The 13,882-nt window shown below is 62.2% G+C and carries 9 protein-coding genes; 6 read left to right on the top strand and 3 right to left on the bottom strand.

Going from position 1 to position 13,882, the window contains the following annotated elements; translation table 11 throughout:
• The first annotated feature begins 188 nt into the window (after positions 1-188).
• Entirely contained in the window at positions 189-1,253 is a 1,065-nt protein-coding gene (locus H585_RS0117570) for a tetratricopeptide repeat protein (protein ID WP_244432611.1), read from the top strand.
• A gap of 11 nt (positions 1,254-1,264) precedes the next feature.
• Here the strand turns inward: H585_RS0117570 and treS are convergent, their stop codons facing one another.
• Positions 1,265-4,585 carry a maltose alpha-D-glucosyltransferase gene (gene treS, locus H585_RS21720; RefSeq protein WP_034628416.1) on the bottom strand — a complete coding sequence of 1,107 codons (3,321 nt, stop codon included), beginning with the start codon at positions 4,583-4,585 and terminating at the stop codon, positions 1,265-1,267.
• A 709-nt stretch (positions 4,586-5,294) separates the two neighbouring features.
• On the opposite strand from treS, the gene H585_RS0117560 reads away from it, so the two are divergent.
• Positions 5,295-7,736 carry a PKD domain-containing protein gene (locus H585_RS0117560; RefSeq protein ID WP_027368784.1) on the top strand — a complete coding sequence of 814 codons (2,442 nt, stop codon included), beginning with the start codon at positions 5,295-5,297 and terminating at the stop codon, positions 7,734-7,736.
• Between the two features lie 67 nt (positions 7,737-7,803).
• On the opposite strand, the gene H585_RS0117555 is transcribed toward H585_RS0117560, so the two are convergent.
• Positions 7,804-8,769, bottom strand: a complete 966-nt coding sequence (locus tag H585_RS0117555) for a YheT family hydrolase (RefSeq protein WP_027368783.1) — start codon at positions 8,767-8,769, stop codon at positions 7,804-7,806.
• A 74-nt stretch (positions 8,770-8,843) separates the two neighbouring features.
• On the opposite strand from H585_RS0117555, the gene H585_RS0117550 reads away from it, so the two are divergent.
• The 3 genes from H585_RS0117550 (at position 8,844) to H585_RS0117540 (ending at position 11,329) form a co-directional block, all read left to right on the top strand.
• Entirely contained in the window at positions 8,844-9,806 is a 963-nt protein-coding gene (locus tag H585_RS0117550; protein WP_027368782.1) for a cation diffusion facilitator family transporter, read from the top strand.
• A 329-nt stretch (positions 9,807-10,135) separates the two neighbouring features.
• Entirely contained in the window at positions 10,136-10,924 is a 789-nt protein-coding gene (locus H585_RS0117545; RefSeq protein WP_027368781.1) for a nitroreductase family protein, read from the top strand.
• Positions 10,925-10,978: 54 nt separating this feature from the next.
• Positions 10,979-11,329 carry a DsrE family protein gene (locus tag H585_RS0117540; protein WP_027368780.1) on the top strand — a complete coding sequence of 117 codons (351 nt, stop codon included), beginning with the start codon at positions 10,979-10,981 and terminating at the stop codon, positions 11,327-11,329.
• Positions 11,330-11,559: 230 nt separating this feature from the next.
• Here the strand turns inward: H585_RS0117540 and H585_RS21715 are convergent, their stop codons facing one another.
• Positions 11,560-13,374, bottom strand: coding sequence for a YgiQ family radical SAM protein (locus H585_RS21715; protein ID WP_034628412.1), 1,815 nt, complete (start codon positions 13,372-13,374; stop codon positions 11,560-11,562).
• A gap of 257 nt (positions 13,375-13,631) precedes the next feature.
• On the opposite strand from H585_RS21715, the gene H585_RS22255 reads away from it, so the two are divergent.
• Positions 13,632-13,882 (top strand): sugar phosphate nucleotidyltransferase (locus H585_RS22255; RefSeq protein WP_154658860.1); only part of this gene is annotated, 251 nt, incomplete at its 3' end.

Below are 13,882 nucleotides of genomic sequence, written 5' to 3'. Positions count from 1 at the left end.
ATGCGTCGGCATGGCTTGCCGCCGCGTAGGCGTAGGCGCAATTCACTTGCGCCGTCAACGCCGGAGCGGGCGTCTTAAAAGCAATCTGCTCTAGAACCGTGGTGGCTGTTTCACATGGGTGACTTGCCCAACAAAGCTCTAGCCAAGCTCTGCAAAATGGGTGAATGTATTTTACCACGGAAATCAAAGTGAGTTCAGCAAGCCCCCAAAATCTTCAGTCCCCACAGGCTGCCAAGTCGCTGCTAGTGGTCGCCAGTGACCGCGAGCAGATCAAACGCTACGCTTCCGACCTTAAAGGGCTGCCGCTAAAGCTTGTCCGCGCCATGGACTCCGGGCTGGCAGCGCTCAAATACGTCGCGTCCTATCCGGTCGACGTTGTCCTGTGCGACTCCTCGCTTGTGGACACGGACCTGATCGCCTTTTTGCGCGGGCTCAAGCAAAGCCCGGCTTCCAGGCAGATTCCCGTGGTCATCACCGCCGAATCCGCGGACCGGCGCATGCTTTTGCAGGCCGTATCCATGGGTTGCGCCGGCCTCATCCTCAAGCCCTACCAGGGCGCCACCCTGCATAAACACATGTCCACGGCCTTGAGCATGGCGGCCGGCAACGAGCAGGAGGCCGGCGGCTTGCGCCAGGCCAAGGATCTGCTCGCTTCGGGACGCGTTGATGACGCCATCAGGGAGTTCGAGGATATCGTGAGGACCCAGGACCAGTCCGAAGCCTACTACATGCAGGGACTGGAGCATCTGCGCAAGGGCGAGTACGGCGAGGCGATCGCCTGTTTCCATAAGGCGGTCCAAATCAATACGCTGTTCGCTGAAGCCTACGAGGCCATGGCCCGCGCCTTCGAGGCCAAGGGCGACCGCCAGTCGAGCCGTATGTTTCTTAAGAAAGCCGCCCAGGTGCACGCCGAATTTCAGCGTCTTGAGCAGGTCAAGGAGTTGTTCGTGGAGGTCATGGCCGACGAGCCGAATGCCGAGAACCCCTTCCTGCTGTTGGGCAACAAACTTTACAACGGCAGGGACTTCCAAGGCGCGGCCCAGGCTTACGAAAACGCGATCAAGCTCAACCCCAACGACGCCTGGGCCCGATTCCACCTGGCACGGGTGCGCTGGATGCTGGGCCACCGCAACAAGGCCGTGGAGCTGCTGGAATCCTGCCTGGCCATGCGCCCCGACTTTCCCGAAGCCCAACGCCTGCTCATTCAGGTCAAGAACACATCCTGGGCGACCATAGATACCGAACGGCTCTAAGGCATTTTACTCTACACCTTCCAGCGTACGAAACGCAGGATGGCGTGCATGGGCAGTTCCAGCCTGCCTGTGCCCGTCTGCAGCATGCGCCCAAGCTCCAGGTATGACTTGTTGAGCAGATAGGTGCGCAGCATGACCTCCCGGTGGCGGAGTTCCTTGGGAAGGAAGGCCGCCCCTTCGGTGGCCCACTGGTAGCCGTCCATGAAGATGCCGAAGGCCTGCTGGTGCCATAGCTCCACCCACGGGGCCAGGAAGGCTCGGTCCTCGGGCCGCACCGTGGGTCGCTCCGTAAGTGCGCTGGAGGCTGTGTAGTACAGCGAACGTTGCAGGTCGGCCAAGTCGCGCAGGGGCGAGCGCTTGAGCCGGCGCTGGGACACATGCTTCTCCGGCTTGCCTTCGAAGTCGATAATCAGGAAGTCCTTGCCCGTATAGAGCAGGTGGGCCAGGTGGTAGTCGCCATGGACCCTGGTCTTGAGCGCGTCGATCCTCTCCGCATAGAAGCCCTTTATGGCATCCAGCACGGCCTCGGTGCCTTCCAGCACGGCCTGCACAAGGTTGGACATGTCCTCGGGCAGTTCGTCGAGCTTGCTCTCCACGGCGCTTACCACGCGCAGGATGTCGCTGCGCGCAGCCTGGTACACCGAGCGTTGATAGAGCTTGCTGAAGGGCTCGGGCGCGAAGTTCGGATCGACGCTCGGCTGGGACAAGGCCAAATGCAGCGCGGCCGTACGCTTGCCCATGAGACCAAAGAATTCGGCGTCGGTTTCGCTGAACAGCCCACGCATGTGTTCCGTGGGGTCGCGGCTGGTCAGGGCCAGGGGCGAGTCCGGTATCTGCGGTGCGCCAAGGCCGCCGCGCTGTGCCAACAAGCGTTCCATGAAGCGATCTATCATGTCCAGGCACACGGCCTGGGCATCGGACTCGGCATGCACGTATTCCTTCAGCAGGGCCACGGTGATGCCATCCCGGCCAGGCCGGGTATACTCCATGGCCCCCAGGAAGGCCGGCGTATGCGCGAACTCAACCTCGTCCGACAGGTAGCGCGAGATCTCCATGTCCGGGTTCGGACCTTCTTCGGCCCGGCGGAAGACCTTGAGGAAGAGTTGGGAGCCGAAAACGATGTTCGTGTTCACGCGCTTGGTCACGGACATGGTCGCGCGCAGTCCGCTTGAGGCCAAATCCGCGATAGCCTGATGATCCCGGCCAGGAGTGGTGGACAGCTCGCCGAAGTGGCCCTTGATGCGTTGGCGTTTGAGCAGCGCGCCAATGAAGCGCGTATTGAGCACTTCCTCGTGCATGCCCTCGAAGATCATGACTCGCCGACCCTCGTGCTCGAAACGGCAAAGCACGTTCTGCGGCTGGCTGTCCAGGATGCGCGCGGCCTTGTCGTCAAAGGCGTAGGAAAGCACGAAGTTGAAGTTGCCAGGATGGCCATCCAGGAAGGACACCTCCGTAATGACCAGCCATGAGGGCGACTCGGGCGAGCCCACGGGCACGGCCTCCAGGATGCGGCAATCTGTGAGCTGGCCTGCGCGCTCTCCCAACCAGCCGCGAAGCTGCAAGTAGGCGGGCAGCACGTTGCGTTCCAGACTGGCCTTGATCTCGGTGTCCAGGAAGCTGCCCGCGCCGAGGCTCGCGCATTCCAGCGGCCCTTCCAGCTCAAGTCTGGCCTCACCTTCCTTCTCCATGGAAAAGATGTAGTAACCGTAGGAATTGAGAGTGAACACGTAAGTCGAGTCGCGCACGGGCGGAAACGGCATGCGCGAGAAGACTTCCTCCGGGATGCAACCCTTGTAGTTGCGTAGGTTGATGCTGGCCATCTGCGGGTGGCGTGAGAGGTTGATGACCACCAGAACGGCCTCTTGCGCGTAACGTCGCACATAGGCCAGCACCTTTGGGTTGGACGGCAGCACGAACTCGATGGAGCCGCGGCCGTATGCCTTGAAGCGCTTGCGCACGGCGAGGAAATTGCGCGTCCACCACAGAAGCGAGGAGCGGTTGCGCTCCTGGTTCTCCACGTTGATGGCCTCGTAGTGGTACTCGGGATCAATGACGATGGGCAGGTACAACCGTTGCGGGTTGGCCGTGGAGAAGCCCGCATTGCGGTCGGCCGACCACTGCATGGGTGTACGCACGCCGTCGCGGTCGCCAAGATAGAAGTTGTCGCCCATGCCCAGTTCGTCGCCGTAATAGATCACCGGCGATCCCGGCAGGGTCAGCAGCATGACATTCATTAGCTCGATCTTGCGCCGGTCGTTCTCCAACAGCGGCGCAAGCCTGCGGCGTATGCCCAGGTTGATGCGCGCCCGTCTCTCGCGCGCGTACATGCGGTACATGTAGTCGCGCTCCTCGTCCGTGACCATCTCCAGCGTCAGCTCGTCGTGATTGCGCAAAAACAGCGCCCATTGGGCATTGGCCGGTATCTCCGGCGTCTGGTTCAGTATGTCGATGATGGGGAAGCGGTCCTCCATCTGCAGGGACATGAACATGCGCGGCATGACCGGGAAGTGGAAGGCCATGTGGCAGGAGTCGCCGTCGCCGAAGTATTCCACGGCGTCCTCGGGCCACTGATTGGCCTCGGCCAGCAGCATGCGGTCCTTGTAGCGCTTGTCCACGTGGGCGCGGATATGCTTGAGGAAGGCGTACGTCTCCGGAAGGTTCTCGCAGTTGGTGCCCTCGCGCTCGTAGAGGTAGGGGATGGCGTCCAGACGCAAGCCGTCCACGCCCATGCCCAGCCAGAAGTCCAGGGCGCGCAGCACCTCCTTGCGCACCTGCGGATTGTCGAAATTCAGGTCCGGCTGATGCGAGTAGAAACGGTGCCAGTAATAGGCCTTGGCCACCGGGTCCCAGGACCAGTTGGAAGGCTCGAAGTCCTTGAAGATGATGCGTGCGTCTTTGTAGCGCTCGGGGTTGTCGGTCCATACGTAGTAATTGCGCTCCTTGGAGCCGGCGGGTGCGAGCCTGGCGCGCTGGAACCAGGCGTGCTTGTCCGAGGTGTGGTTGATGACAAGCTCGGTAATGACCCTGATGCTGCGTGAGTGGGCCTCGCGCAGGAAACGCTTGAAATCGTCCAGCGTCCCATAGTCTGGGTGCACGTCGTAATAGTCGGCGATATCGTAGCCGTCGTCCTTGAGAGGCGAGGGGTAGAACGGCAAAATCCAGATGGCGGTCACGCCAAGGTCGGCCAGATAGTCGAGCTTCTCGGTCAGGCCGTTGAAATCGCCGATGCCGTCGCCGTTGGAATCTCGGAAGCTCTTGATATGGACTTCATAGATGACCGCGTCCTTATACCACAGGGGATCATCGGCGAACGGCCTCTTCTTGGCTGGCATGGGCGGATACTCCTGGCCGGGGTATGCGGACTCGGCTTCCTGCCACGGGTCCGGGTTATCTTCTAGATTTGTAGCACAGGTGCGCGCGGCCAGGCAACGCGAGGCGAGCGCAAAGGGACTCACTCGGAAGTGCGATTAGCTGATCAACGGCATGCGGGTCTGCGGCGGAGTACGCATGGTGATCTGCAGGCAATGCAAGCTATGATAACAAGTAAAATTTTAGAATATAGAGCAAGTTGGTTGATGTAGTAAACAGGTTATTTTTAATTCCTGCCAATCTCAGAAGAATCACGCCTGCTAAGTCATTTCACAATGCATTCCAACGGTTGAAGTAAGAATCGGACAGAGACGGCTCACAATAAGCCTAAAGTTGCATTGCTCAAGGCCATGCAGTCGGTTAAAGCCTGATATGTTGAGTATTGCCCTTTGAAAGGTCACGTGATTGCCGGTTCATGGCACGATGCCATGGCGCCCTGCACCGGAACAAGCCTGTCAAAAACACCGTATGACCACAAGCGCGGTGCGAAGTCCGCGACATGCCCAGGACAAAACAGAGTGTGGATATATAGGCTGCCTCTATCCGGCGCACAGGCAGGATCATGAACGGGAGACCGAAAGGCATTACGGCAACAGAAGCGTGCTTCCGGGCACGATTGGAGTGAAATGGCGGAATCGGCCTGTCACGGACCAGAATTTAGGAGTCATGAACATGCGTCTCGCAACAATTTGCAGCTCAAGGCTACTCATCCCTATCCTCATAGTCGTGGCGTTGGCCCAGACCTTGCCGGCCGGCGGGCAAGAGCTGGTGGAGGTCGGCTCCATGCCCTACGGGCCGTGCTATGCGACTGCCTTGAACAGCGCGCGCGATGTGGCCTTCCTGGGTAATGGAAGCGTTCTGCAGGCTGTTGACGTGTTCTCTCCTCTCGAACCGGTCTTAGTGGGCGAACTGCAACTGCCCGGAGCGGTCCATGATCTGTTCTACGGTGGGGAAAGGCTGTATGTGGCCAACGGGCACGGCGGCCTGCGCGTCATCACAATGGAGTATGAGACAGACGATGCCGGGATGGTAACAAAAGTCGAGTTCACTGAGATCGGTTCCGTGGTGGGAAGCCTTACGGACGCAAGGAACTTGGATATTGTCAATAACCGTGCATATATTGCCAATGGCCGGCATGGGCTGGCCGTGGTGGACGTGGAGGACCCTACCCAGCCCGAACTGCTCGGAAGCTATCCCATGTCGGGCGAAGCTCTGGAAGTGGCCGTGCACCCTGCTACGGAGCGGGCCTATGTGGCGGCCGGGGTGGTGAGCGAAAGAAGCGGATTGTTCATCATCGACGTACAGGACCCGGCGAGCATGCAGGAGATCACGCACACCTATGATGCCACCGATGTTTCGAGCGTGGCCGTGGTCGGGAACCTGCTCTACGTCCTGGACCGCACAAACGAAAAAGGGCTTTGCGTCATTACCGGAATCAATACGAACACTCCCGTGCAGCACCTGTATTTCGATACCGGGGGAGACAAGGTTTCCATTACCGTGCACAATTCAAGCACGCTCAATCAGATCGTCTTCGTGGCCGACGGAGCAAGCGGTGTAAGCATCGTCGATGTCACTGATCCGGACGGCTTTCAGATGAAGTCCGGTGGCTTCATCGGCGGTGGCGACCACCTGGATACGCCAGGTTTTGCCGCTAAAGTGTACGCCACACCTGGTACTGATACAACGCTGGTGGCGGACGACAACGGCGGCCTACGTATCGTAGGCAAGATCGGTAACATGGAGGGCCTGTGGGAGATGAGCTTTTACGATACGCCGGGGCTGGCCCGCGGCATCGCCATAAGCGGAGATGTGGCCTATATTGCCGATGGCGATGGGGTGCGTGTCTATGACGTTTCCAGCCCACTGGCCTTTCCAGAACTGGGCATGGTGGCCCTGGCCAAGGATTTCAAGGGCATAGCCGCTTCCGGCAACGTGGCCTATGTCACGGCCCCGGATGGCCTGCACCTCGTGGACGCGACAAAGCCGTCCACGATCACAACGACACCCATTTTTGAAGAGTTAGGTAATGAGGATATTCCTGCACGCAAGGTAGCCGTGGTCAATAACGTCCTCAGCATGACGAACGGTGATCCAGACAATGGCATCATCCTGTGTATACTCGACGTGACCACGCCTTCCCAGCCCAGGGATTTGGATTATCCATCAATGCCGCCAAGTCTGGGATTGGGCATAGCCATGGACAAAGACATGACCTACGTGGCCGGCAGCGACGGGTTGTATGCCATCGACCGCAATAAACTCCCTGGCACGCTTCGTTCGATCGGAAGCCTGAATTCTTCGGTCAGGGTCGCCGTGTTGGGAGGGTACGCCTACGTCACCGATGCGGACGGTCTGTGCATCCTGGACGTGGCCAACGCCGTTGATGGGGCCGCCGCGCGACTGACGGGCCGTTGGCCCAACCCGCTTTCGCTGACTCCGACCACTGTGGCCGTAGCCGGCCCGACGGTGTACGCAGTTGGGGAAAACACACTGCACCAGACGGTGTACGCAGTTGGAGACAACACGCTGCACGTGATCGACGTGACGCGCGTTAAGAATGCGGAGGGTGTAGAGAGCGACACCATCACTGAACTGGCTCCCCTGACCCTGCCCCTGGACAAGGAGGGCGATATCCTGGCGACCTCGGGCAACCGCGTCTACGTTATCGCGGGCGCCGCGGGCGTGCGCATCTACGGCGTGGACAGAGATGCTCCCGTGGCCAATGCGGGGGCTGATATCTCGCTTTTCTCGGGCTTCACCGCATACCTGAATGCCGAAGCATCCACCGACGATGTAGCCGTTATGAAGTATAACTGGCGTTGCCTGAACTCAAACATCGTTCCCTCCGATGGGGACAAGTCCGAGGCCAGGTTCATCACTCCCAAGGTCAGCCAGCCAACCCAGTACGAATTCGAATTGACGGTCGAGGATAAGGCTGGTCGAACCTCTACCGACACGATGGTCGTGACCGTCAAACCCTATACGGGACGTGGCGAACCGAGCAGCGGAAGTTCCGGCTGCACTCTGAGTCCCGAGGCGGGCTTCAGGGCCGAATGGTTGTTCCTGGCGGGGCTTATGGCCGTGCTGAGGCTGCGCCGGCGCAAAAGGTAAAATAGTAGGACCTTCGGGATGACAGGAAGGGGCGGGCTGCAAGTTATGGCGGTCCGCCCTTGTCCATTTACTGCATATAATCCTTGAGAAAACTTACGACCCGGCGTTCGGACCAGTACACGCCCGTGCCGTCCAGGGTTACGAAACCCAGGTGTCCGCCGTTGCATTGGACTTCCAGACGCAGGTTGGGGTTCCCGGGCGCCTCGTTCGTGGGAAAACAGTCCGGACCCAGGAACGGGTCGTTGCGGGCGTTGACGAGCAGGGTTGGCACGCGGATGCGCGGCAGGTGGGGCAGCGAGCTGGCCTTGCGCCAGTAGTCTCGCGCACTTGCGAAGCCGTGCAGAGGCGCGGTATAGCGTTCGTCGAACGCCTCGAAAGTGCTGATGCCCGCCAGGCCCTCGGTATCGAACAGGTCCGGGAAGAGCTTCTTCTTGGCGGCGATCTTGCTCCGCAGGGAGCGCAGAAAATAGCGCATGTACACGCGGTTGGCCGGCCTGGCCAGAGCCTCGGCCGAGTCCTCCAGGTCGCAGGGCACGCTCAAGGTGGCCGCCGCGCGCACCTGGGGCGGCACACGCTCGGGGGCCTCGCCCAGGTATTTGAGGATCTGGTTGCCGCCCATGGAATAGCCCACCAGCGAGGCCACGGTGTAGCCGCTCTCGGCCAGCGCCGCGCCCAGGGCGAAATGCAGGTCGTCGGTTTCGCCCGAGTGGTAGAGCCTGGGCAGTCGATTGGGCTCGCCGCTGCAGCCCCGGCTGTTCATGGCCGCCACGTCCCAACCGCTGGCGAACAGATGGGACATAAGATTGCTCGTGTGCAGGCCGCGGGAATTGCCTTCCAGGCCGTGGCACAGGAAGGCCAACCGGTCGTGGCCGCCCGTGAGCCAGTCAATGTCCAGGAAGTCGCCGTCGGGCAGTTCCAGGCGTTGCCGTCGCACCGGCAGCTCGCGACATTTGCGGAACAGGATGGGGTAGACCGTCTGGGCATGGCCGTTGGTCAGGAAGCGGGGCGGCTGGTATTCTTGGGCGACATTCATGGCGTGAAGGATTTCGTGCTGAAAGGTTATATCCCAAGGTTCATGCCTGTACCTTTTTGAGCGAAAGAGTCAATATGTTCGGTATGGGAAAGCTATTCCAGACGCCTAGGAACGTGGCTTGGCTGTCCGTGGCCGCCGCCGTGACCACCATGGCCCTCAAGATCGCGGCCTGGCTGCTCACGGGTTCCGTGGGCCTGCTCTCGGACGCCGCCGAGTCCATGGTCAACCTCACGGCCGCCAGCTTGGCCTTGTTGGCCCTGACCGTGGCCATGCGTCCCGCGGACGATCGCCATGCCTACGGCCATGACAAGGCCGAGTATTTCTCCAGCGGGGCCGAGGGCGTGCTCATTCTGGTAGCCGCGGCGGGCATCGTCTACGCGGCCGTCAGCCGCATGTTCGATCCGCAGCCGCTTCGCGAACTGGGCCCCGGCCTGGCTGTCGCCGTCGTGGCCTCGGCCGTCAATCTGCTGGTGGCCAAGATCATGCTGCGTATGGCCAACCACTTCGACTCCATTACCCTGGAAGCCGACGCCAAGCACCTCATGACCGACGTATGGACCTCCGTGGGCGTTGCGGGCGGACTGGCCGTGGTCTGGGCAGCGCCTTCCTGGCGCATCCTGGACCCGATCATGGCCGTGGCCGTGGCCGCGCACATCGTGATCAGCGGCGTCGGGCTGCTCAAGCGTTCCTATCAGGGCCTCATGGACCATGCCCTGCCGCCCGAAGAGCTTGCGGTCATCCACGAATGCATCTGCGCCAAGGCGGGCAAGAATGCCGTTTATCACGGTCTGCGCACGCGCAAGTCCGGCCCGCGCCGGTTCATCGACTTCCACCTGCTGGTGCCCGGCCGCATGAGCGTGCAACAGTCACACGACCTGACCCAGGCCATCGAGCAGGCTATAGACGAACGGCTGAACCGCAGCCAAGTGACCATCCATGTGGAGCCTATCGAGGATGGCGGCTCCTGGGACGGGGAGCACGTGGGCGGCGTGGCCAGCGACGCGCGCTCCTGCGAGCCGGATGACAAGAAAGCCTGAGCGTTTCAGCGCAGATTGCATAAGAACTGGGAAGGGCTTTGCCCTTCCCAGACCCATCCCACCAGGGCGTGACGCCGCCCTGGACCCGCTCAGTTCATTTGCGAACCGCATTGGCAGATTGCCTTGCACCCGCCGTGATCATCACGGATCCAGGGCGCTCCGGCCTGCATTCTCCAGCCTCATACCTCGTTCGGCTTCAACCCTCGATATCACCTCAATAGTATGCTTTGAGGTACTACATTACTTATTCGTGCGTACTTGCCATTTTATCCGCATAGGAGGAAGGGATAGCGAAAGCTAGCGAACACTATTTCATGAAGGAGAAAGCCATGAGCTTTTTATGCCTGGATAAAGTGAACTGCCGTCGAGACGGGATATGCATGGAGGTCTGTCCAGGCGGGGTCATCACGGCCGATGCCGAGGGCTATCCGGTCGTGAAGGATGGAGCGGAGGCCTTCTGCAACAAATGCGGGCACTGCGTGGCCGCCTGCGCCACGGGCGCTCTGTCGCACGAGCGCTTGCCCATGATCGATTTTCTGCCTAACCGCAAGCCCAGGCCCGAGACGGTGGCCGAGGTCGAGCCGCTCATGCTGGGGCGGCGGTCGGTGCGGGCATACAAGAACAAGCCCGTGGAGCATGCGCTGCTGGAGCGGATCCTGGATGTCGCCCGCCGGGCCCCCACGGCCGTCAACTCGCAGCAGGTGGGCTGGATCATGGTCGAGGACCCGGCCAAGACCCGTCGCCTGGCCGAGTTGGGCATGGAGTGGCTGCGTGCGGCAGGGCACCCGCGCTATGTGCAACTGTGGGACGAGGGCCGCGAGGTGTTCCTGCGCGGCGCACCGCATGTGGCAGTAGCCCATGCCCCGGCCGACTACACCTGGGGTGCTGCCGACTGCGCCATCGCCCTGACCTACATGGAGCTGGCCGCGGCGGCGCACGGCCTGGGCGCTTGCTGGGCTGGGCTGTTGACCAGGGCCGCCATGGCCCATGCGGGTGTGATCGAGGCGCTGGAGCTGCCGCAAGGCAGGACGGTTCACGGCGCGCTCATGCTCGGATGGCCCAAGTACCGCTACAGCCTTGTCCCGCCCCGCAACGCGGCCAACGTTGCTTGGCTGTAGAAATCCATCTTCCAAAGAAGTTGGCCGCAGTCGCAAACCGATCAGGAGTCGAACATGGACGCCCTGCCCTCGGAGTCACTATGCATCATCTGGAGTTCTGCGGACGCCGAGGTGGCCCTGAACATGGCCTTCATGTACGCCCGCAACAGCTTATTCAAGGGCTGGTGGCGGCGTACGCGGCTGCTGGTGTGGGGACCATCGGCCAGGGTGTTGAGCGAAAGCCCGGAACTGCAAAAGGAGCTGGAGAGCCTGAGAGAGGCCGGAGTCGAACTGTGGGCCTGCAAAGCCTGCGCTGACAAGTACGGCGTCGCGGAGAAGCTGGAGACACTCGGCCTGACTGTCCAGTACACGGGACAGCCGCTCACGGACATGCTCAAGCAGGGCTGGAAGGTGCTGACGTTTTAAAGCATTTTGCTTTTGAAAATGCTCTGCAAGCCATGCGTCGGCATGGCTTGCCGCCGCGTAGGCGTAGGCGCAATTCACTTGCGCCGTCAACGCCGGAGCGGGCGTCTTAAATGCGATCTGCTCTAAATAGATCCGCCCACGAACTGCGCAGGTCCAGGGGCGCGTCCGCCCCTGGTGGGGTGAGGTCTGGAGAGGGGCAACGCCCCTCTCCAGTTCGCATGCAGACTGGCTTATCCGGGCTTACGCTTGGCTCGGCCTGGCCGGTCCGCCTTGCCGGGCTTGCGGCTTTCGTCGGGCTTTCTTCTGGGATCGGGCCGCGCGCCGCGCTCCTCGCGCGGGCCGACCAGCCGGCCGTGCTGGCGCAGCCGCTCGGCGTCGGTGCGCGCCACGGGGATGGGCTGGCCCTTGGGGTCGATGCCAGCGAAGTACATGGCCGCGGCGACCGTGCCGGGCAGGGGGATGAAGCACTGCACCTGCCGGGGCTTCCAGCCGCGCTTGGCTAGCCAGGCCTTGAGCTCGTCCATGTGCCTGTCCTCGCAGCCAGGAAAGGCGCTCATGAGGTAGGGCACCACGTATTGCTCCTTGCCCGCCTGGCGCGAGGCGCGCTCGAATAGCTCCAGCAACCGCTCGAAAACATCCACGCCCGGCTTGCGCATGAGCGCGAGCACTTCCTGGCTCACGTGCTCGGGAGCGATCTTGAGCTGCCCGCCCACGAACTCCGCCACGAAATCGGCCAGGGCCTCGGGCTCTTGCATGGCCAGGTCGTAGCGCACGCCGCTGGCCACGCGCACGTGTTTTACGCCCCGCGTGTCCTTGGCCTCGCGCAGGAGCGCCAGCCACTTGCGATGATCCATGCGCAGCTGCGTGCAGACCTTGGGCGTGAGACAGCTCGATCGACGGCATTCGCCCTCGGCCAGAGTGCAGCGCGCGCCCCACATGTTGGCGCTGGGGCCGCCCAGGTCGCTGATGCTGCCGCGAAAACCCGCTTTGACGGCAATGGCGCGGACTTCCGACAGCACAGACTCGCGGCTGCGCGAGGCGATGCGCCGTCCCTGATGCAGGGCCAGGGAGCAGAAGGAGCAGCCTCCGCCGCAGCCTCGGTGCGTGGTCACGCTGTCGCGGATCATCTCCTCGGCTGGAATGGGTTCGCTATAGGCGGGATGCGCGCGGCGCGCGAAGGGCAGGGCGTACAGGGTGTCCAGTTCGGCACTGTCCAGAAGCGCGGCCGGCGGAGCCATGATCACGGCCCGGCCGCCTGTCTCCTGCACGGCCCAGGCGCTCGTGCCGTGCACCTGCCGCTCCATGGCCAGGGTAGCTTCCATGAGCTTGCGTGGATCGGCCTGAATGGCCTCGTGCGCGGGTAGCTCAATGATATCGGCGTCCTGCGGGAGTTCATCCCGCCGTCCGGCTCGCACGGTGCCGGGAATGCCTGCCAAGCCGCGCGGATCGTTTGCGTGGAGCCTGCGGGCGATCTCCAGCACCTGGCGTTCGGCCATGCCGTAGCAGAGCAGTTCGGCTTTGGCGTCCAGCAGAATGGAGCGACGCAGCCCGTCGGTCCAGAAATCGTAGTGCGTGGCCCGGCGCAGGGATGCCTCGATGCCGCCCAGCGCAACCGGCAGGCCGGGAAAGGCGCGGCGCACGAGGTTGGCGTAGACGATGCAGGCCCGGTTGGGCCTATTGCCGGCCTGGCCGCCGGGCGTGTAGGCGTCGTCGGAGCGCTTCTTGCGGAAGGCCGTGTAGTGGGCCAGCATGGAATCCAGCGCGCCGGCCGTGACCCCGGCGAATAGCCTGGGCCGGCCCAGGCGCAAAAGATCCGCCTCGTCCTCCCAGCGCGGCTGGGCCACGATGCCCACCCGGAAGCCGTGGGCAACCAGCCAGCGGCCCAACAGGGCCATGCCAAAGCTCGGGTGGTCAACGTAGGCGTCGCCCGTGACCAGCAGCACGTCAATTTCGTTCCAGCCTAAGGCATTGAGCTCCGGGCGAGTCATGGGCAGGAATTCCGGCTGACGGAGTGCGGGCAGAGGGGGCAGGGCAGGTATGTGCATGAGCAGCGTATAATGCCGGGCAGGCCTGCGGGCAAGCGGACTTCCGATCCAGACGGCAGACGCTTCCCGTCATGGACGCACGGGGCGGCAGGACATTCGCCAGTGCCGGTAAGTTGTTTCCACTGGATGAAGGCACCGGCTTGACGTATGCTTGGCAGCGTGAAAACCAGTCGGAAGCGAATTAACCATCCTATCCAAACCTTTCCCAAGCACTGCGCCTGCACTGCGTGAACTGGCGCGCCATAAGGGATACCTGCATGCTCATTCCAGTCATTCTCTCCGGCGGCTCCGGGACGCGCCTGTGGCCGTTGTCGAGGACGCTCTACCCCAAGCAGTTCCTGCCGCTGGCCGGCGAGAGGACCATGTTCCAGCAGACCGTGGCCCGCGCCATGGCCGTGCCGGGCGCGACCGCCCCGGTCATCCTGTGCAACGAGGAACACCGCTTCCTGGTGGCCGAGCAGTTGCGCCAGATGGGTGTGACCCCTGCGGCCATCGTGCTTGAGCCGGT

Source organism: Desulfocurvibacter africanus subsp. africanus DSM 2603, from assembly GCF_000422545.1.
In the GTDB taxonomy this organism is placed as follows: domain Bacteria; phylum Desulfobacterota; class Desulfovibrionia; order Desulfovibrionales; family Desulfovibrionaceae; genus Desulfocurvibacter; species Desulfocurvibacter africanus.
This window is presented reverse-complemented; position numbering and strand designations above follow the sequence as displayed.